This window comes from Arthrobacter sp. Ms25 (assembly GCF_059090365.1).
The window spans coordinates 18,249-37,891 of the sequence record NZ_JBNHFP010000003.1; the positions used below are offsets into that span (position 1 = coordinate 18,249).

Below are 19,643 nucleotides of genomic sequence, written 5' to 3' on the forward strand. Positions count from 1 at the left end.
AGCGGAAAGGCACATGGTTTGAGACACAGCGGCAGCAATGGCAGGTCCGTCAGCGATACAGCGGAGCGCGCTGCCGATTCCAAAGCCTTCGAGCGTTTTGCCCGGGTGGGCTATGTGGCGAGCGGGATCGTGCATATCGTCATCGGTGCCATTTCCCTGCAGATTGCCGCCGGCGGTTCCGGCAACGCGGACACCAGCGGCGCTGTCGCCGCCGTTGCCGAGCGTCCCGCCGGTTTGGTGCTGGTCTGGTTCTGCTTCCTCGGCTGCTACGCACTGGCGTTGTATCAGCTCACCCGGATCTTCTTCACCGGAACGCAGCCCAAGGACAAGGAGCTCTGGAAGAACCGGGCCTCGAATGCCGGTCAGGTAGTGCTCTATACAGCCATCGGCACGACTTTTGCATCCTTTGCGCTCGGCCTCGGCAGCAACAACGGCAGCTCTTCCTCCGTCAGCTGGACGGCCCGGCTGCTGGCGGTCCCCGCGGGGCAGTGGCTCCTGGGACTCGCCGGGTTGGTTGTCGTGGGGGTCGGCGGATACTTCATCTTCAAGGGTGCCTCCCAGCGTTTCCGGCGCGATCTCACCGGCATCCCGGGCGGTCTATGGCAGCGGGCCGTGGACATCACCGGCGTGGCCGGCTTCATTGCCAAGGGGATCTCGCTCGGCATCCTGGGCATACTGCTTACCCTGGCCGCCGTGCAGGCGGACCCGCAGGAGTCCACCGGGCTCGACGGCGCGCTGCACACGCTCCGGAGCCAGCCCTTCGGTGCCGGTGCACTCGCCGCAGTGGGGACCGGGCTGATGCTCTACGGGCTGTACATCGGCGTGATCCGTGCCAGGTTCGCCAAGCTCTAGAGTCCGAAGCGCGGCGCTTCGATGACCGGGCAGGTGTCCATGACGACGTCGAGCCCTGCCGCCGCGGCACGCGCAGCGGCGGCTTCATCCACCACGCCCAGCTGCAGCCAGACGGCCTTGGCACCCGCTTCGATGGCCTCGTCCACGATGTCGCCCACGCGGGCGGAGTTCACGAAGCAGTCCACTACGTCGATGCTGCCCGGAATTTCGCCCAGCTTCCGGTAACCCTTGTTGCCGTGGACGTCGTCGCCCTTGAGGCTGACCGGGATGATGTCCATTCCCAGGTGGTCCTGGAGGTAGCGGGAGACGCCGACGGCGGGGCGGAGCGGGTTGTTGGACAGGCCGACGACGGCCCAGCGTGCCGCCTTGTTCCGGAGCAGCCGTTCGATTACCGCAGGATCATTGACGTGTGCCACAGTTTTCTTCCTTTGCCGGAGCCGGTGATGGGAATCCCAGCTTACGCGCCGTCCAGGTCCGGCCCGGCTACATCAAAAAAGACTCGATGGCATCCGTCAGCGCTGCATCCGGAACACCCCGGGTGTCCGATTCCACCAGCAGGAACTCTCCGGAATCGAGGGCGTCTGCGGTCTGCCGGGCCAGGTCCTGCGTCTCGTCGCCGCTGCTGCTGCCGGCCATCACCAGGACCGGAATGCGAACCCCGGCCAGGCCCTCGATTTCGCTTTGCAGGACCATCAGCTCGTCCTCCCCGTCGGAGAGGGAGAGGGTGGGTTCCAGTGCCACTACCCGGCTGACTACGGTGGATTCCTCCGCCGCCCGAAGAGCCAGGAACGCCCCTTCGTCGAAACCGTAAAGGTCAGCCGACCCTCCGGCCACCTGAAGGACCGCCAGCAGGTCATCCACGTCGGACTCGGCAGTGTATTCCTCGCCCATGCCGCTTTCGCCTATCCCCCGCCGGTCATAGGTGTAGACGGTGTGGTTCTGCGAGAGGGCATCCGCCAGGGCCACCGTCGCGGGGCTGCTGCGGTGTGCCAGGAGCGGTCCCACAATGGCCAGCGGCGGCCCGCTGCCCTGCCGGGACCAGGCAATGGGCGTTCCATCGGCGGACAGGGCCTTTCCGGATGCGGCATTTGAGCTGGCCATAACAACCCCTTACACGGTGGCTGGACTCACGGGCCGGGCGCGGCCATGACCCTTAAGGCAGGGTAGGAGCGCCCGCGGGCGGGGGTCAACGGGTAGCGGCGGGAGGCTGACCGCGCGGACCGGATACACCTGTGGACAAGTCTGTGGCTCCGGTTGTCCGGCCGCTAGGGTGACCGGTATGAAGAAGCACCTGGGCTGGATCGTTCCGCTGCTCGGCACTGTCGCTGCCTATGTCGCTGCGGGGCTTATCTCGTCCGCCGTTATCGCCTCCGGCCTGCCGGAAGTTCAGGCGGCCCTGCTCGCCCTTCTGGTGTTTTTCGTGTGGGTGGTTGCCAGCATCATTTTCCTGGTGTGCGCAGGACGGAATGCCCACCGGATCTTCCGCAGCTACCGCCGCTCTGCCGGACACCTAACCAAGTCCGAGCGTGCGGAGGAGGACCTGCGGCAGCTGCACTCCGCGCATTGGTCTGCCGCCCGCCACCTGACCCGGCAGCTGGCGCACAACCAGCAGCCGCCAGCGCAACGCATGTGGGGCATCGTGCTCGAACCGGGGGAAAACGTCCGGCTGCACATCAGCGCGGACTACGCGCGTTACTACGGCCTCAACGGCCAATACATCCACACGTCGGGATTCTTCTGGGGCCATCCCGCATTTGTACTCGCCGGAATGGGTGTAACGGCCATGGCCAATAGTTCCCGGCGCCGGGCTGCCGAAGCGGCGTCCCGTGAACAGTGGCGGGAACTTCAGCACACCGAAATGTTCCTCACTGAACGGCGAATCATCTGCCTGGCCAACGGCCGCTGGCTGAGCTTTTACTATTCCGCGGTGACCGCCTGCTACCCCGAGCCGGAGAACAACAGCCTGGTACTGGCATTTCCTTCAGCCGAACCACTGCTCATAGGCGGGCCGCAGGCACCGCTGGCCGGCGCGTACCTCGTCTGGGCACTGTACGGCGAACGTGGAATCACCGACCACCCCGCCTTGGAACCGCTTCGCAGCTGACCCTGCCGCGCACGACCTGTATCGGCGCGGGCATTCCCGCCCCGGGTGACGCGGCGGCGATCCGGGCTGCCGCGAAATATTACGCAGTGGGGTTGCCCGCCGTCCCGCAGGCAGGTTTAGTAGTGCTTGACCATCCCGAGCGGCTGAGAGACCTGGATCGATGAAGCCGCAGCAACCCTGGTTGCCGCATCTCCTCCTTGAGCTGCGGCAATAACGAGGCTGGTGTCGCAGGAAGCCGTTACCCCGGCTCAGGACACCTTCCGTAGGGTGCTACTGCCAGGATCGATGGAGCGTTTCTATGACTGCAGTATTGCCCTCTTCCACGTCCGCATCCCCTTCCGCCGCCGGGTCCGCCCTGCCGGTTCGGTTCGCCGGGCTCGGCCGCAGTTTCGGCACCGGCCCTGATGAACACATTGTCCTTCGGGACATTACCTTTGACGTCCGTCCCGGGGAGGTGCTGGCCATCCTCGGCCCCAGCGGGTGCGGCAAGTCCACACTGCTGCGGGCAGCCGCGGGGCTGGACCTCCCCACCGCAGGCGGTGTCCTGATTGACGGCAAGCCCGTCAGCGGAATCGATGACCGCTGCGCCGTCGCCTTCCAGGAACCGCGCCTCCTACCCTGGCAGACGCTGCAGGCCAACATCGCCATCGGGCTCCCGAAGTCCGCGAGCGCCAGCCGGGGAAAGGCGAAGGTTGCCGAGCTCCTGGACCTGGTGGGGCTGTCCGCCTTCGCCAAGCACCGGCCGCGGGCAGTGTCCGGCGGCATGGCCCAGCGGACCTCCCTGGCCCGGGCCCTCGCCCGGGAACCCGGCGTCCTGTTGCTGGATGAACCTTTCGGCGCCCTGGATGCCCTGACCCGCCTGAAGATGCAGGACCTGCTGCTCTCCCTGCACCGGGCCGCGCCTGCCACCGTCCTGCTGGTCACCCATGACGTGGATGAAGCCCTGCAGCTGGCGGACCGCATCGTGGTCCTCGGCCCCGAGGCTAGCGCTCCCGGCGCCACCATCACCGAGGTTGTCAGCGTCCCGGGCCGCCGGCCGCGGGACCGAGCCTCGGCGGAGCTTGCCCGAATGCGCGGCGAGCTCCTCGCCCTGTTGGGCGTACAGCGCCACTAGCCCTCCCCGGGTCTCCTCAAGGGCACCACCGTGCCCACTACGCCGCCCCCGGCCCCCGCCTGCATACCCTCGCTGCGCTTTCGCGCACCCTCCTCCCCTAAGGAACCATCATGAACAGCCGTTCTTACCTGCCCCGCCTCCCGCGGCGCGTGCCCCTCACGCTCGCCGCCGCCGCTGCCGCCGCCTGCCTCGCCCTCACCGGATGCGTCGCCGGGGAAGACACCACCGGTGCCTCCGCCGTTGAGGAGGCCGACGGCGGGACGCTCACTCTGGACTTCGCCACGTACAACCCGCTGAGCCTGATCATCAAGGACCAGGGCTGGCTGGAGGACGCCCTGGCCGATGACGGGGTCACGGTGGAATGGGTCCAGTCCGCCGGGTCCAACAAGGCGAATGAAAACCTCCGTTCGGGGGCGGTCGACGTCGGTTCCACCGCAGGTTCGGCTGCCCTGCTTAACCGGGCCAACGGCTCCCCGATCAAGGTCATAGACGTCTTTTCCCAGCCGGAATGGTCGGCTCTGGTGGTCCGCCCCGATTCCGGCATCACTTCCGTGGCCGATCTGGCCGGGAAATCCGTAGCCGCCACCAAGGGGACCGACCCGTACTTCTTCCTGGTCCAGGCGCTGGACGAGGCGGGGCTGTCCCTCTCCGATGTCACCGTGGAACAGCTGCAGCATGCCGACGGCCGCGCCGCCCTGGAGAACGGGTCAGTGGATGCCTGGGCAGGCCTGGATCCCATCATGGCCGGAGCCGAGCAGAACGGTTCCCGGCTGGCCTACCGCAACCTGGACTTCAACACCTACGGGCTCCTTGCAGCGAACGAGTCCTTCCTCGCGGAAGATCCGGAGCAGGCGCAGGCAGTGGTCAACGCGTACGAAAAGGCCCGTGCCTGGGCAGCAGCCAACCCGGAGGAAACCGCGCAGATCCTGGCAGATGTTGCCGGCCTGGACCCCGCCGTCGCCACAACGGTGATCGGGGAGCGCAGCAACCTGGACGTGGACCCGGCGCCCGGCGGGGCGCAGCGGTCCGTCCTGGCGAAAATCGGCCCCACTCTGGTGGAGACCGGCGACGTGGCCAGCCAGGAGCAGGTGGACGATGCGCTGGACAGCCTCCTGGACGACTCCTATGTGCGGAACGCGGACCCGGACTCCCTCGGAGCCGGCTCATGACGTCCCCCGCCGCATCCCCCGCCCGCACGGGCGGCGTTTCCACACCTGCACCGGCATCGAAGGCCGCCCGGCTGGACCGGCGGCTCCCCCGGCTCGGCCTGGGCCTTATCGTCCCGGTACTGCTGGCCGCAGCCTGGCAGCTCGCCTCTTCCACCGGGGTCTTCAGCGCCGTCCAGCTCCCCTCCCCCGGCGCCGTGTACGATGCCGCGGCGGACCTGGTGCAGCGCGGCGAATTCGGCACCCATGTGGCGATTTCCACCCAACGCGTGCTGACCGGTTTTCTGATCGGTGCCGCCCTGGGACTGCTTCTGGGTGCCCTGCTCGGCCTGTCACGGCTGGCCGACGCCCTGCTGGGTCCGGCCATCGGCGCCCTCCGGGCGGTTCCCTCCCTGGCGTGGGTTCCGCTGTTGATCCTCTGGATGAAAATCGGCGAGGATTCCAAAATCACGCTGATTACCATCGGCGCGTTCTTTCCGGTCTTCACCACCGTCGCCCTGGCCCTGCGCCACGTGGACCGGAACCTGGTGGAGGCAGCCCGTGCCTTCGGGCTCCGCGGGGTGAAGCTGCTGACCACGGTGCAGTTGCCGGCCGTCGTGCCGGCCGTCTTTTCGGGCCTGCGGCTCGCGCTCGCCCAGTCCTGGCTCTTCCTGGTTGCGGCGGAGCTGATTGCATCCTCAATGGGACTGGGCTTCCTGCTGATGGACTCGCAGAACAACGGCCGGACCGACCGGATGTTCCTGGCCATCATCACACTGGCCGTCATCGGGAAGGCCACCGATGCCCTGCTGGGCGTCGCGGAGAAAAGGGCGGTGCGGAAATGGGCCTGACCACACCGTCCATCCCCGCCGTTGACACCGCCGCCGAAAGGAAACGGATTGCCTTCTGGGAGTCCGCCGCCCGCCGCCTGCAGTGGGACGAACCCTGGCACACCGCTCATACCTTCCACCCACCGCGGCGGCTCAGCGGCCCGGACGTTCCGGAAGCGGAGGCGGAATACAGCGTCCCGGCTATTGAATGGTTTAGCGGCGGCCGCCTGAATGCGTCCGTCAACTGCCTGGACCGACACGTGGCGGCCGGGCAGGGAAGCCGGGTTGCCCTGCACTTCGAGGGCGAACCCGGGGACCGCCGCAGCGTGACCTATGCCCAGCTGCTGCGGGAGGTTTCCCGTGCGGCCAACGCCCTGGAGGCCCTGGGCATCGGGGCCGGGGACCGGGTGGTGGTGTACCTTCCCGTCCTGGTGGAAACCATTGTCATCACCCTTGCCTGTGCACGGATCGGTGCCGTCCACTCGCTGGTGTTCGGCGGATTCTCTGCCGAAGCGCTGAAGTTCCGGGTGGAGGACACCGGCGCCAAGCTGCTGGTCACCACCGACGGCCAGTTCCGGCGCGGGGCCGCCATACCGGTCAAGGACACCGCGGATGCCGCGGTGTCCGGGGAGAACAGGATTGAGCACGTGCTGGTGATCCGCCGCACCGGGTCGGACATCGGCTGGGTGCCCGGACGCGACGTGTGGTGGCACGAGACCGTGGATCCGGCGTCGGACAGCCACCAGGCCCGGTCCTTCGACGCCGAAACCCCGCTGTTCATTATGTACACCTCGGGCACCACCGGCCGGCCGAAGGGACTGGTGCACACCACCGGCGGGTACCTGACGCAGGCCGCCCAGACCTATGAGTACCTTTTCGCCCACCCGGACCCGCAGCAGCGGGCCGCGGACGTCCATTGGTGCACCGCCGACCTGGCCTGGGTCACCGCCCACACCTATGAGATCTACGGACCGCTGGCCAACGGTGCCACGCAGGTGATCTTCGAGGGAACCCCCGACACCCCGCACCCGGGCCGGCACCTGGAAATCATCGAACGCTACGGGGTGACCAGCTACTACACCGCCCCCACCCTGGTCCGGTCCCTGATGGGCTGGTTCCCGGAGGGTGTGCCCGCCCGGTATGACCTCTCCTCCATCCGCCTGCTCGGCACGGTGGGAGAGGCGGTGAATCCGGAGGCCTGGCGCTGGCTGCGGGAGCAGTTCGGCCGGGGCGAAGTGCCCGTGGTGGACACCTGGTGGCAGTCCGAAACCGGAGCAGCCATTCTGTCCCCGCGCCCCACCGATCCGTCCTTCAAGCCGGGCTGCGCCTCCCGTGCCCTGCCCGGCGTCTCCACCCGCATTGTGGATGCTGCCGGAGAAACCGTTGCACCGCATGCGCAGGGCTTTATTGTGGTGGACCGCCCCGGACCCGGCATGGCCCGGACGGTCTGGGGCAACCCGCAGCGCTATCTGGACTCCTACTGGCGGCAGTACGCGCCGCAGGGATGGTTCCTGGCCGGCGACGGCGCCCGGTACGACGACGACGGCGACACCTGGATCCTGGGGCGGGTGGACGATGTGCTGAATGTGTCCGGGCACCGGCTGTCCACCATCGAGATCGAGTCCGCCCTGGTGTCCCACCCCTGGGTGGTGGAAGCCGGTGTCTGCCCGGTTGCCGATGCCCGCACCGGGCATGCGGTTGCGGCGTTTGTGGTCCTGACGGAAGCAGCCGAGGCCGTCCGGGCCGCCGAGGTCCTCAGGGCGCACGTTGCCCGGGAGATCGGGCCGATCGCCCGGCCCGCCGCCGTCGTCGTCGTTCCCGATGTGCCCAAGACCCGCTCCGGGAAGATCATGCGCCGGCTGCTCACCCAGCTATTCGAGGGCAGCGCGCTGGGCGACACCAGCAGCCTGCAGAACGAGCCCTGCATTGAGGCCATCAAGGCGGTGTGTTCGGCGCGGCGTGAAGCGGGGGCCTAGTGCTTCCTGGTCAGCGTGACCCGGTCCAGCACCATGGCGCCGCCCATGGCCTGATGGACCTGCAGGAACTCGGTGGCCGAGACCTCCAGGATGGAGCTGTCCGTCCGGGCCGGCAGCAGGTCCTCCCGCAGGCCGTCCATCACGTCGAGGAACAGACGAACGGCTTCCCTGCGGCTCATCGGCTCGGTGAAGGTTACCCGGTGGGCAGCCGAGGCCATCTTGTAGCCCGTCTCAACAACAATCACGTATTCGTCCACTGCGGCCTCCTGAATGCCTGCGGAGCACGCGTCCCAACTGCAACCTAAGCCCATGTTCCGTGCTCACCGCAACGGGGACGGACCTGATCCGTCCAAGACCACCCGAGGAAGGGGCTCGACCTACCGGCCCGGGCCGGAGTGTCCCTGCCCGGAGGGTCCGCGGTCCCGGGAGTTTTCGCCGCCGCTGCCCCAACCGTTGCCCCGGCCGGGACCCTCGCGTGTGGATTCCCGGCCGCCGGGCAGATGGCCGTCCGCATGCCGGGGATCCTGCGCCCGGTCCCCGGAGCGGGGGCCGTCATGCTGCACGTAACCCGACGGCGGATTGAAAAACGGCCCGCCCCCTTCTCCAGGGCCCGGCAGCGCACGGTCGCCGGGCTGCACAACCGGGGCAGGGACAACGGTGGCCGCCGGCGCCGGCTCGGGTTCGGGTTCGGGTACCGGAGCCGGAAGGGGAATGTCCTCGACCACGGGAACGGGCTGGGGCTCGGTAACCGCCACGGGCGTCTCCATCTGGGCGGGCTGCTCCGTTTCCGCCGGTTCGGCCCGTTCCGGCGACGGGGCCTCCGGGGTGAAGCTGACAACGGGAGAGGGATCTGCCCGCACCAGGAAATCCGGGTTGGCCGCCACACCGCCGGCGCCTACCGCCATCGCCCCGATCAGGGTTGTACCGAGTATGACTCCGCGGCCGCGCCTGCGGCGGGGACGAAGGGGTACGGGCGCTCCCTCGAACAGGGCAGCGAGTTCGGGCTGGGGTTCCGGAACCCCTGGGCGGGATCCGCTGCGCAGGGCCACCAGCGCCTCTACCAGCTCCGGCGTCTCCTCCACGCCGGCTTCCGCCAGGAGGCCGCGGACGTAGCGTCGATCCTGCGCGTCAGGAAGCTCGTTCATTGTCCGGTGCCTCCTTCCGTTCCAGTTGGTTTTTGAGTACGCCCAGTGCACGGCGCTGAAGCTGTTTGACCGATCCGGCACTGCGTCCCATGATCTTCGCCGATTCTTCGATGGAAAGGTCGGCCACCACGCGTAGAAGCAGGACTTCCTGCTGCTGCGTGGTGAGTCCTTCCAGCAGGGCCGCGGCTCCGGCTTCGGAGCCGAGCACGCTTTCCTCGGCGGAAGCGGACTCACGGCGGTCCAGTTCCGGCTCGAATACGGTGATTGCCGGCTCGCGCTCGCGCCGTCGGACGTCGTCCACCATACGGGCGTGGGCAACGGAGAAAGCGAAGGTGCGGGCGCCGCGGAGCCCTCCCTTGAGCGTGTCCAGTCGAGCGAACAGCGTCAGGAAGACTTCCTGCGTGAGAGCTTCGGGGTCGTCACATCCCTTGGAGCGGAGGTAACCGAGGATCCCCGGCGCGAAGTCGTCGTAGATTTCCCGCAGCGCCGCGGGTTTACGGGCACGCGCATCACGGAGCGTTTGCTCAGTAAGCGGTGCGGGCACGGCGGATTCACTTTCCTAGGATGCGGGAGTGGTCCAAATGCTACCGTGTCCGCCGCCGCAGACCTGCGCGCAACGGCCACACCGATGCTCGTTGGGGGGATAAGCCTCGGCGCGGCCGTTACACAGAGGTAATCGACGGCGGCTAGCAAAAGGTTACGCAGCCGCAGAAAGTTTTTTTGTGCCGGGTCTGCCCGGCCCTAATGCGCCTCGACGATGTTCGCGTTTCCGGCAAAGCGGCGGTTCTTCAAGACCGGCAGGAACTCGCGTACATCGTCGATCCTGCGGCGGGTGACGTCCGCTGTCACCACCGCTTCGCGCTCTTCCTCCAGCGCCGCCTGCGGCACGCCCATGGGGTCCAGAATGACGGAATGTCCCACGGTATGCCGGCTGGAGGTTCCCGCGGCGGCAACCCACAGCGTGTTCTCGATGGCGCGCGCCTTGAGCAGGGTTTCCCAGTGGTCGATCTTGTGTTCGCCCTTAAACCAGGCCGCCGGCACGGCCAGCAGGTCGGCGTCGAGGTCGGCGAGCGCCCGGGACAGTTCCGGGAAACGCAGGTCATAGCAGGTCATGACCCCCACCCGGAGGTCCCCTACCTGCATGACTTTCAGGCCGCCGTCGCCCGGTTTGATCCGGGACGATTCGGCGTAGGAGAACGCGTCATAGAGGTGCAGCTTGCGGTACGTGTCCACAATCCGGCCGGTGGCATCGATCAGGACCAGGGTGTTGAAGGGCCGTTCCTCGCTGCTGGATTCGTAGCCGCCGGCAATTACGGCGATGTCCAGTTCAGCGGCCAGCAGGGACAGCTGGGAGACGAAAGTGGTCCATGAGGCGTCGACGGCGGCGGCCAGCGGGCCGTCCACCTTGCCGATGCTGAACATGGATTCTTCGGGGAAAATGATCAGCTCGGATCCCTCGGCCCGGGCCTTGCCGGCAAGGGACCGCATGGTGTCCAGGTTCTCCCGGACATCTCCCGTGGGACTGAACTGACCGACGCTGACTAACACTTTCGACCACCTTCGCTTCGGGCTTGGTAGCTCCCAGCCTAAACCAGGTCCTCGAAGTGCAGCACAGGTTTCAGGACGCTTCCGCTCCTGGCCGCCGCGGCTGCCTCATTGATGTCCCTGAACGAGTACCGGGTGATCATCTTGTCCAACGGGAACCGGCCCTGCTGCACCAGGTCCACCAGGGCCGGCAGGAACAGCTGTGGATTGGAATCGCCTTCGGTGATGCCCAGGATCTGGCGTCCATTGAGCATGAAGTTCACGTCCAGGCTCATGGTGCTCCCGGCGGCGGGTGCCCCGATGAGGCCGAGCTTGCCCAGTGGGGCCAGCACCGACGCGGCAGTTTCAGCAACCCTGACGCTGCCGGTGGTTTCCAGGGCGTGGGTCACGCCTTCACCGCCGGTCAGTTCCATCAGCGCCTGGGCGGCATCGGTAGTGCCGGAGTTCACGACGTCGGTGGCCCCCAGTTCCCGGGCCAGCTCCAGCCGTGAATCCACCAGGTCCATCACGATAATCCGCGTGGCCGGAGACAGGGCGGCGGCCATCACTGCTGCCAGCCCGACGGGACCCGCACCGAAAACGGCCAGCACGGAACCCGGCTCGGGTTTCAGGACATTCAGTACGGCTCCGGCGCCGGTCTGGATGCCGCAGCCCAGGGGGGCCAGCAGGGACAGATCCGCAGCCGGATCCACCTTGGTCACACCGCGTTCATCGGCCAGGACCAGATTGGCAAAGGAAGACTGCGCAAAGAAGTGCCCGTGCAGGTCAGTGCCGTTTTCCGAAAGGGTGGAGCTGCCGTCCGCACGTTCGCCTCCGAGGAGGTTCCGGGGCAGGAATTCGACGCAGTACGCCGGGTGGGCGCTTCGACAGTTGCGGCAGACCCCGCAGCTGGTGAAGGTCAGCAGGACGTGGTCGCCCGGCTGAACCGAGGTCACGGCACTTCCCACGGCTTCCACGACCCCCGCGCCCTCATGCCCCAGGACCCCGGGCAGGGGAAACGGAATATGGCCTGCCTGCACACCCAGGTCGGTGCCGCAGACGCCGCTTGCCGTCACCCGGACCAGAACTTCGTCGGGACGGGGATCATCCAGCGTAACTTCGGCAAGTTCGAAGGGCTCGTTGGTGCCGCGCAGGACGGCGGCTGTGGCTGTGCTGGTCATGTCTGCCTCTCCCTGCCGGATCGGGACAACCGACACAACGGTCTGCGACGGTGCTCCGGCACACCCTTCACCCTACGCCCGCCCTACACTTGGGCGACATGGAAGAAATCACTACCCCCGTTGACCTCGGCAGCCCGGCGGGCGTGCTCAATCCGGCAGCGGTGGGCTTTGCCCGCAGCGCCCTGCACCGTCCCGTGGTTCCCTCGGGCGTCCGGACCGGCTGGCGGACCAAACGCTGGGAGTACTGGGGCATCCTCACCCCTGAGCTCGCCGTCGGCCTGACCATTGCCCACCTGGACTATGCCGCCACGCTGCAGCTCTACGTTTTCGAACGCAGCACCGGCAAGGAGATCAGCATCGACCCGCTGAAACTGCTGCCCTCCTACGCGGATGTTTCCCTGCCGGATGCACTGCCGCCGCTGACTGCGTACGGCTCCTTCGGCGGATCCGGCCTGCGGTTCCACGACGCCGACGGCGGAACCCGGCTGCAGGCGACGTCGTCCCGGATCACCGCGGATCTGTTTGCCGAAGCGGACGGGGACGTCCTTTCCGTGGTGGTGCCGTGGTCCGAGCGCCGCTACCAGTACACACTCAAGGACGTGGCCCGCCGGGTGTCCGGCTCCGTGACCGTGGACGGGCGGGAGTACCAAGTGGGCGGGGAGGGTTCGTTCGCCGTACTGGACCGCGGCCGCGGCCGCTGGCCCTACTCCAGACGCTGGAACTGGGGAGTGGGGTCCGGAACGGTGGACGGCACCCGGCTCGGACTGCAGATCGGCGGGAAGTGGACCGCGGGCACTCCCGCCACGGAGAACGCCCTGGTCGTGGATGGGCGACTGCACCATTACGACGGCGAACTGGACTTTGCCTACGACCTCGCCGATCCGGCGTCGCCCTGGCGCGTGCACGGTCCGTGGATCGACGCCGTCCTCACCCCGTTCCACCGGCGCACGGCGGCGACGAACGCCGTCGTCATCCGTTCGCAGACCTGGCAGGCGTTCGGCACCTGGTCCGGGACGGCGCGCACCCCGGACGGCTCGCAGTATTCACTGGACGGGCTGACCGGCTGGATTGAAGAGGCCCGGAACCGCTGGTAGCTGTCTGGACGCCGCCCTGGATTCAGCTGCCGGCGGCCAGGTCCGTTGGCCGTGGCACGCTCCAGGTCGGCCGGGGCTCCGGCGTGAGGCCGGGGACATCCGGGATCTCCGGAGCGTCCCGGTCCTGCCGGAAATCCGGAGCCTGGGGCAAATCAACGTCGGCGAGCCAGGCAGCCGGTCCGGCGCCGGTGACCATCACGGCCGTTCCGAGGGCAAGCAGCACCAAGGGAATGACCAATGCCGAGGTGACAAAGACATTCGCGGGAACCAGGACGCGCGTTCCCGCTCCGGCGGCCCGGATCACCAGCAGCGAACGGAGCCTGCGGGGACGCTCCCCGGCGGCAAGCAGCAGGGCCGCCGTGTAGGCCCCTCGGGCCAGGGTCAGACCCCCGGCAACTACCGCCATCGGGCCGGTCAGGGGGTGCGCGCCGAGGGGATCGGACGCCAGCGGAAGGAATCCCAGCACAATACCGGCCACCAGGTACCAGACCGGACGCAGGCCTATCCGGAGCCGCCATTTCCGGTACTCCTCGAAGGCCGGGTCCTTTCGCGAGGGTATGGCCCCCCGCTCCGCCCCCTCGAATAGATGGACTGACACCGCCGTCGGAATCACCGACGCCACCAGCAGGAATACCGCCGGAGCTTCGCCCCCGGATGCGGCGGCCCAGATCGTTCCGGCCGTGGCGGCGGCGAAGGCGGCGACAGCAGCCCCCGCCCCGCCCCAGGCATGCCGGTTCCGCCGAAAAAGATCAGCGCCGTAGCCGGACGGGAAACGGCGCAGATGCGCCAGCACCCGGACAAGGAGCACCGCAAGCAGCACTCCGGCAAGACCCAGGGCAAGGGCCGCGCTTGCACCGGCATCCGGGGAGATCCATCCGGACACTCCGGCAGCCGCGGCCAGGGCGGCCAGCGCTCCTGCCGCCCGCCGCCTCTGCCGCTTGTCCACCGGGAGCCTGCCGGACCCGCCCGGCGTGTAACGGCGGTGGTGAAGCAGCCGCTGGCCGAACGTCACGGGGAGGAACACCAACGCCAGCACCAGGGCGGCCACCGCGCTGGTGCCCCCGTTATGGAGCGAACCGGCCAGGAAGCCAAAAGCGAGGACCTGCAGCCACGGGATGAAGGCGACGCCGGCGAGCCGGCTGAAAAACTCCCCGCGCAGCGACTCCAGGGCATCCGGGTCCAGCGGGTTAACGGCCAGCAGTGACGACACCATGGCGGCGGGGTCCATGCCGGCCGGGCGCTCGCGCAGGGCGGCGGCAGCCAGGATCAACGGCTGGTACCCGGGATCCAGGGCGAGGCCCTCCTCCAGGTAAAGCCGGGTCAACTCGGCGGGTCCGTTCAGTGCGGTGTTGGCGTACACGGCAACGGAATAATGCGCCGGATCGTGCGGATTCAGTTCCAGGGCCCGCTGGATGTGCTTCCAGCCCCTGGCCCGCTCGGCCTCCTCCTCGGCACGTATGTAGACACCCGCGGCAATCCGGTGGACCACGTCATCGTGCGGATACGCGGCGACCGCCGCAGCAACGGTTTCCCGGGCTGCGGCGGAATCGTTCAGGCTTTGCTGCGCAACGGCCAGCAGCAGAAGCCCGTCGCGCGTGTCCGGTGCCAGGGCCAGCGCCTCGCGGGCGGCATGCTCGGCTTCTTCCCCGCGCTCGAGGATGATGTACAGCTGGGCCAGGTCCTCATGCAGCCACGGTTCGTCCAGATGGTGGGGCGCCTGGTCCCGGAGCAGGGTGAGGGCGTCGTTTTCCCGGCCGGAGGACATCAGCACCTCAACCCGGGACCTGATGATGTCCCGGTCGAGGACCGCGCTCACAGCATTTTCCGCGAACGCAGATAGTGGGCGAGGTCGTTGTACCGGCCGTCCCGGTTCGCGAACCGGACCACGTTTGAGGACTGCTCCAGCCACGTCCGGGTGGACGGGTTCACCTCGGCGAGCGCCTTCTCGATGTGCTCCATCGAAATCGGGAACAGTTCGCCGCCTGCAATCGACGCGGTCATGGCCTTTTCAGCGGCGGTGACGCACACGTGCTCCAGGTCCGCGCCCGAGAAGCCCTCGGTGCGCGAGACGATCGCAGGAACGTCGATCCCCGCGATGGGCCGGTTGGAAAGGTGATAGCGCAGGATCGCGTCCCGGGCCCCGGCGTCGGGCGGGCTGACCAGCACCATCCGGTCCAAGCGCCCCGGGCGCAGGAGCGCGTCGTCCAGATCCCATGGGTGGTTCGTGGCGGCCAGGACGTACAAGCCGTCGTTGTCCCCGGACGTCGAGTCCATTTCCAGCAGCATCTGGTTCACCATCTGCCGCAGCCAGGCCGAACCACCCGTCAGGCTGCTGCGGCGCATGCCGAGGGCATCCACTTCGTCCAGGAACAACACGGCCGGGGCGCGCCGCCGGGCCTCATTGAAGACTTCATGCAGGTTCCGCTCGGTCCCGCCCACGTACGCGTCCAGCACGTCGGTCATGGTGACGTTCACGAACGACGCGCCCAGCTCACCGGCGACGGCGCGTGCCAGGAAGGTCTTGCCGCAGCCCGGCGGGCCGTAGAGCAGCAGGCCGCCGCGCAGCGACTTGCCGAAGGCCCTGGCGATCTCAGCGTGTTTCATCGGCTGCAGGAAGGATTCATGCAGCCGCTTCTTGACGTCATGCAGACCGCCGACGTCGGCAAGGGTCACCGGCGGGCCGGCAGGTTCGAGCGGGGGCGGCGGTGCACCCGCGTCCCCGTGCTGCAGCTGCGGCTGGACAAAGGGCGGCGGCACCTCCGCCCCAAGGTCGGCCTCAGCCAGCTGCCAATCGAAGCCGGGATCGACGTCGTCGGCGACCATGTCTTCGATCGCGGGCTCGGGGTCGAAATCCGGAAGCTCCGGCTCCGGAAGCGTCGGCTCCTGCCCGGTGCCCTGATTCAGGGCCGCGGCGGTCCTGCCCAACAGTGCGAGCGCCGCAGCATTGCCCGGTTCCCGGGCAAGCACCGCGTTGATCTGCCCCAGCGCCTCTACACCGCGCCCGGACTGAAGCAGCAGGTCGGCAAGATGCAGCCGCAGCATCGTCTCCTGTGGATTGGCTTCCACGGCCCGCTGCAGGCTATTGATGAGTTCGTCGTTAATTCCCCCCATGGGAAAAAATCCTAAATCACTCTCGGTGTGGACGTGTTCCTGCTTTACGCCAGCGGTGTCACAAAAGTGTTCAGCCCGGAATCGATAGGCTGGCAGGATGGAATTCGCACGCCTGCTCCTGTCCGGTACCGCCCTGCTCCTCATCACCGGCTGCGCCGGCGGCAGCGGATCCGCTTCCTTGCTGGAGGACTACGGCCTGGCGGGTGCGGACACCCGGGAGGTTGTTGAACGCCTTGACCGGACCAATGACGACCGCGGGTCCGGGCTGGAAGCGTCGGTCACCTACGATGCCGTAGTGGTGCAGGAAGGCGGACAGGAGACCCTCCTGCCGATGCCCGAGGACCAGTTCTACCTTTCCGTGGCGCCGTGGATCACAACAACCCACGACTGCTTCAACCACAGCCTCACCGGCTGCCAGGGGGAACTGGTGGATGCCCCGCTGGACGTCCGTATCACCGACAGCACCGGTGCGGTCCTCGTGGAGGAAACAGTGCGGACCTATGACAACGGGTTTGTCGGTTTCTGGCTACCGAAGGGAATTACGGGGTCGTTGGAAATCGCCTCGTCGGAGGGTGCCGGCGCGGGAAGCATCAGCACCTTCACTGACAGCCCCACCTGCATCACCTCCCTGCAGCTGGTCTGAGCCGGGAAAGGTACCGGATCGTTGCAGTCCGCCCCGTAAGACGGCGGAAGGCCCCCAGCCTCAAGGGCTGCGGGGCCTTCCGCGGGGTGGCGGGTTTACTCGTTAATGAGGTCCCGCACCACGATGGTCTGGTCGCGGTCCGGACCTACGCCGATGGCGGAGAACCGGGTGCCGGACATCTTTTCCAGCGCCAGCACGTAGTTCCGGGCGTTTTCGGGAAGGTCTTCCAGGGTCTTCGCCCCGGTGATGTCCTCGGTCCAGCCGTCGAAGTACTCGAAGATCGGCTTGGCGTGGTGGAAGTCGGTCTGCGTCATCGGCATCTCGTCGAACCGCACGCCGTCGACGTCGTAGGCCACGCATACCGGGATCTTCTCGATGCCGGTGAGCACGTCCAGCTTCGTCACGAAGTAGTCCGTGAAGCCGTTCACGCGGGACGCGTGGCGGGCCAGGACGGCGTCATACCAGCCGCAGCGGCGCGGACGGCCGGTGTTCACACCGAACTCGCCGCCGGTCTTCTGCAGGTACAGCCCCATGTCATCGAACAGCTCGGTGGGGAACGGCCCGGCGCCGACGCGCGTGGTGTACGCCTTGATGATGCCCACGGATCGGGTGATCCGCGTGGGGCCGATGCCCGAACCCACGGACGCGCCGCCGGCGGTCGGGTTCGAGGAGGTGACGAACGGGTAGGTGCCGTGGTCCACGTCCAGGAAGGTGGCCTGGCCGCCCTCCATCAGGATGACCTTGCCCTCGTCCAGGGCGGAGTTCAGCTCGTAGGTGGAGTCAATGACCATCGGGCGCAGCCGGTCCGCATAGGAGAGGAAGTACTGGACCACCTCTTCGGCGTCGACGTCGCGGCGGTTGTAGACCTTCAGCAGCAGCTGGTTCTTCTGCTTCAGGGATCCTTCGACCTTCTGGCGCAGGATGGACTCGTCAAAGATGTCCTGCACGCGGATGCCCAGCCGGGCCACCTTGTCCATGTAGGCCGGGCCGATGCCGCGGCCGGTGGTGCCGATGGCGCGCTTGCCCAGGAACCGTTCGGTGACCTTGTCCATCACCTGGTGGAACGGGGCCACCAGGTGCGCGTTGGCGGAAATCCGCAGTTTGGAGGTGTCCGCGCCGCGGGATTCCAGGCCGTCGATCTCGGTGAAGAGCGCCTCGAGGTTCACCACGCAGCCGTTGCCGATGACGGGAATCGCGTTGGGGCTGAGGATGCCCGCGGGCAGCAGCTTGAGTTCGTATTTTTCACCGCCGACGACGACGGTGTGGCCGGCGTTGTTTCCGCCGTTGGGCTTGACGACGTAGTCGACGCGCCCGCCGAGCAGGTCGGTGGCCTTACCTTTACCTTCGTCGCCCCACTGGGCGCCGACGATGACTATAGCTGGCATGGGATCCTCCCCCATTAGTTACGGCGTGGGAGCTGCGTGGTGCAGATCCGCTACCGTGCATGAGAACGCCCCTGGACCAGCGCCTTGTGCCGTCACGGCGTGCCTCGGCGCAGGTTGCGGGGCTCTTACCTGCCAAGTTTAGCCGATCATGCTGTGGCTCACCCGGTTATCCACTGCCGGAGGGAATCATCTTCCGCGCTTCGCGGGTAGCGTGGGCGCATGGACCGATTCCGCGGCTACATTGCCGGGCTGGGCACCTCCTCCGGCACGAGGCTGGTGGTGGGGCACTGGCTCGAATCCCCGCTGGGTTCCTTTACGGATGTGATGGCGGAGGACGACGACGGCGTGCGGACGCTGCTCGCGCCCACGGACTCGGTGGCGGAGTACGTGGGAGGGACCTACCGGTTTGACCGGACCGTGGTGGCACCCGTGGACGCGGCGCTTTCCCCGGAAGCACTCCGGGTGGCGGCCGGGCCGCTGCGGCTGGATGTGTCCCTGGGCCCGGTGACCCTGCTGGGCCGGGTGCTGGAACACGTGCCGGCGCCGCTGGCCGTGGCTCCGTGGTGGCTGCGGCTGATCAATCCCGTCGCAGGACTGCTGGTCCCGGGCGTGCAGACGGCCGGATCAGCGGGCGGAGACCGGCGGGAGTTCTACGGTGTACGGTCCATCCGCTCCCTGACCGGTGCCACGGCCGCGTGGAACGGCAATGACCTGGGCGGGCTGCGTCCGGTCGAGCCGCCGGTGAAGTTCGGCTTCAGCTCCGTTCCGGCCGCACCGCAGATTGTCGCCGTCACCACCACGATCCTGCCCTGACGGGCCTGTCCGGACAGCAGGGACACCTAGTGAGCGGCGGAAGCCCATCTGCTGCTCGGCAGACGCGGGACCGGTTGCACTCGGGCAACCTTTGCCTTGCCGAACTATTTCGGCGGCACGGAACCCAATTTCGTCCTTGGGGGAAGCGCCCCGATTACCCGGCTCCCTAGGCTTTCAGAGTCATCCAACACTGGGTGCCCTTCTTTACTCAGAAAGCAGGGGATTTCCATGAAAAAGACAGCAGCAGGCCTGACTCTGACGGCCATCACCGGATTCGGACTTTTGTCAGCGACGCCGGCGCTGGCCGCGGGGCCGGGCGGAGGCGGCGGAGGTGACGGCAAACCGTGGCCTCCGCCGCCGCCCTACGCCAACTGCGACGAAGCCGCAGCGGAGAACGTCTACAACATCCCCAACACACACCCCCGGTACGGTGCTCACCTGGACAGGGATATGGACGGCATCGGCTGCGACGATCCCACCAAACCCATGGCCCAGGTGCCCATGAGGCAGGGCCACATGGAGCCGGACGGCACCTGGGTTGATACCCAGGTGGAGCACATACCCGCAGGCGGTGCCAACACTGGCATCACGCAGGAGCCGGAGGAATCCAATGCCGGAGTCCTGGCCCTGGGCGGAGGCCTGGTGCTGGCTGCGGCAGCAGGCGGAACGTTCGTGGTGCGGCGCCGCCTCGCGGGCCAGAAATAAACGGAGACCGGTAAGCGGAAA

General features: G+C 67.6%; 20 protein-coding genes. 10 read left to right on the forward strand and 10 right to left on the reverse strand.

The window, feature by feature from the left end:
• Nucleotides 1-18: 18 nt before the first annotated feature.
• Nucleotides 19-852, forward strand: a complete 834-nt coding sequence (locus tag AC5RT8_RS08160; RefSeq protein WP_494095219.1) for a DUF1206 domain-containing protein — start codon at nucleotides 19-21, stop codon at nucleotides 850-852.
• Here the strand turns inward: AC5RT8_RS08160 and AC5RT8_RS08165 are convergent.
• Nucleotides 849-1,268, reverse strand: a complete 420-nt coding sequence (locus tag AC5RT8_RS08165) for a CoA-binding protein (RefSeq protein WP_494095220.1) — start codon at nucleotides 1,266-1,268, stop codon at nucleotides 849-851. The genes AC5RT8_RS08160 and AC5RT8_RS08165 overlap by 4 nt on opposite strands.
• Nucleotides 1,269-1,335: 67 nt before the next feature.
• Nucleotides 1,336-1,953 (reverse strand): alpha/beta fold hydrolase, encoded by a 618-nt coding sequence (locus tag AC5RT8_RS08170; RefSeq protein ID WP_494095221.1) that lies wholly within the window; start codon nucleotides 1,951-1,953, stop codon nucleotides 1,336-1,338.
• Between the two features lie 178 nt (nucleotides 1,954-2,131).
• Here AC5RT8_RS08170 and AC5RT8_RS08175 point away from each other — a divergent pair, with 178 nt between their 5' ends.
• From AC5RT8_RS08175 to acs, 5 genes are all read left to right on the forward strand, one after another.
• A complete protein-coding gene (locus AC5RT8_RS08175; protein WP_494095222.1) occupies nucleotides 2,132-2,956 on the forward strand; it encodes a hypothetical protein in 825 nt (274 codons plus the stop codon).
• Nucleotides 2,957-3,254: 298 nt separating this feature from the next.
• Complete coding sequence (locus AC5RT8_RS08180; protein ID WP_494095223.1) at nucleotides 3,255-4,070, forward strand: ABC transporter ATP-binding protein; 816 nt, start codon at nucleotides 3,255-3,257, stop codon at nucleotides 4,068-4,070.
• 110 nt (nucleotides 4,071-4,180) lie between these two features.
• The gene (locus AC5RT8_RS08185; RefSeq protein WP_494095224.1) at nucleotides 4,181-5,239 is read left to right on the forward strand and encodes an aliphatic sulfonate ABC transporter substrate-binding protein; all 1,059 of its coding nucleotides are present in this window, start codon (nucleotides 4,181-4,183) and stop codon (nucleotides 5,237-5,239) included.
• Nucleotides 5,236-6,066, forward strand: coding sequence for an ABC transporter permease (locus tag AC5RT8_RS08190; protein ID WP_494095225.1), 831 nt, complete (start codon nucleotides 5,236-5,238; stop codon nucleotides 6,064-6,066). Before AC5RT8_RS08185 ends, AC5RT8_RS08190 begins: the two co-directional genes overlap by 4 nt.
• Nucleotides 6,057-8,021 carry an acetate--CoA ligase gene (gene acs, locus AC5RT8_RS08195; protein ID WP_494095226.1) on the forward strand — a complete coding sequence of 655 codons (1,965 nt, stop codon included), beginning with the start codon at nucleotides 6,057-6,059 and terminating at the stop codon, nucleotides 8,019-8,021. The genes AC5RT8_RS08190 and acs overlap by 10 nt, the downstream gene beginning before the upstream one ends.
• Here acs and AC5RT8_RS08200 read toward each other — a convergent pair.
• From AC5RT8_RS08200 to AC5RT8_RS08220, 5 genes are all read right to left on the reverse strand, one after another.
• The gene (locus AC5RT8_RS08200; protein ID WP_494095227.1) at nucleotides 8,018-8,278 is read right to left on the reverse strand and encodes a hypothetical protein; all 261 of its coding nucleotides are present in this window, start codon (nucleotides 8,276-8,278) and stop codon (nucleotides 8,018-8,020) included. The genes acs and AC5RT8_RS08200 overlap by 4 nt on opposite strands.
• A 120-nt stretch (nucleotides 8,279-8,398) precedes the next feature.
• Nucleotides 8,399-9,166, reverse strand: coding sequence for a hypothetical protein (locus AC5RT8_RS08205; RefSeq protein WP_494095228.1), 768 nt, complete (start codon nucleotides 9,164-9,166; stop codon nucleotides 8,399-8,401).
• Nucleotides 9,150-9,710, reverse strand: a complete 561-nt coding sequence (locus tag AC5RT8_RS08210; RefSeq protein WP_494095229.1) for an RNA polymerase sigma factor — start codon at nucleotides 9,708-9,710, stop codon at nucleotides 9,150-9,152. The genes AC5RT8_RS08205 and AC5RT8_RS08210 overlap by 17 nt, the downstream gene beginning before the upstream one ends.
• 197 nt (nucleotides 9,711-9,907) lie before the next feature.
• Nucleotides 9,908-10,714: a carbon-nitrogen hydrolase family protein gene (locus AC5RT8_RS08215; RefSeq protein ID WP_494095230.1), complete on the reverse strand. Its 807-nt coding sequence runs from the start codon at nucleotides 10,712-10,714 to the stop codon at nucleotides 9,908-9,910.
• A gap of 38 nt (nucleotides 10,715-10,752) precedes the next feature.
• Nucleotides 10,753-11,871, reverse strand: a complete 1,119-nt coding sequence (locus AC5RT8_RS08220) for an NAD(P)-dependent alcohol dehydrogenase (protein ID WP_494095231.1) — start codon at nucleotides 11,869-11,871, stop codon at nucleotides 10,753-10,755.
• 98 nt (nucleotides 11,872-11,969) lie between these two features.
• Here AC5RT8_RS08220 and AC5RT8_RS08225 point away from each other — a divergent pair, with 98 nt between their 5' ends.
• Nucleotides 11,970-12,965: a DUF2804 domain-containing protein gene (locus tag AC5RT8_RS08225; RefSeq protein ID WP_494095232.1), complete on the forward strand. Its 996-nt coding sequence runs from the start codon at nucleotides 11,970-11,972 to the stop codon at nucleotides 12,963-12,965.
• Between the two features lie 22 nt (nucleotides 12,966-12,987).
• Here the strand turns inward: AC5RT8_RS08225 and AC5RT8_RS08230 are convergent, their stop codons facing one another.
• On the reverse strand, nucleotides 12,988-14,781 hold the full coding sequence (locus AC5RT8_RS08230; RefSeq protein ID WP_494095233.1) for a hypothetical protein: 1,794 nt from the start codon (nucleotides 14,779-14,781) through the stop codon (nucleotides 12,988-12,990).
• Nucleotides 14,778-16,076, reverse strand: a complete 1,299-nt coding sequence (locus AC5RT8_RS08235; protein ID WP_494095234.1) for an ATP-binding protein — start codon at nucleotides 16,074-16,076, stop codon at nucleotides 14,778-14,780. The genes AC5RT8_RS08230 and AC5RT8_RS08235 overlap by 4 nt, the downstream gene beginning before the upstream one ends.
• A 97-nt stretch (nucleotides 16,077-16,173) precedes the next feature.
• Here AC5RT8_RS08235 and AC5RT8_RS08240 point away from each other — a divergent pair, with 97 nt between their 5' ends.
• A complete protein-coding gene (locus tag AC5RT8_RS08240; RefSeq protein ID WP_494095235.1) occupies nucleotides 16,174-16,719 on the forward strand; it encodes a CueP family metal-binding protein in 546 nt (181 codons plus the stop codon).
• 95 nt (nucleotides 16,720-16,814) lie between these two features.
• Here the strand turns inward: AC5RT8_RS08240 and AC5RT8_RS08245 are convergent, their stop codons facing one another.
• Complete coding sequence (locus AC5RT8_RS08245) at nucleotides 16,815-18,104, reverse strand: adenylosuccinate synthase (RefSeq protein ID WP_494095236.1); 1,290 nt, start codon at nucleotides 18,102-18,104, stop codon at nucleotides 16,815-16,817.
• A gap of 219 nt (nucleotides 18,105-18,323) precedes the next feature.
• On the opposite strand from AC5RT8_RS08245, the gene AC5RT8_RS08250 reads away from it, so the two are divergent.
• Nucleotides 18,324-18,917: a hypothetical protein gene (locus tag AC5RT8_RS08250; RefSeq protein ID WP_494095237.1), complete on the forward strand. Its 594-nt coding sequence runs from the start codon at nucleotides 18,324-18,326 to the stop codon at nucleotides 18,915-18,917.
• 228 nt (nucleotides 18,918-19,145) lie between these two features.
• Nucleotides 19,146-19,622, forward strand: a complete 477-nt coding sequence (locus AC5RT8_RS08255; protein WP_494095238.1) for an excalibur calcium-binding domain-containing protein — start codon at nucleotides 19,146-19,148, stop codon at nucleotides 19,620-19,622.
• Nucleotides 19,623-19,643: the final 21 nt, after the last annotated feature.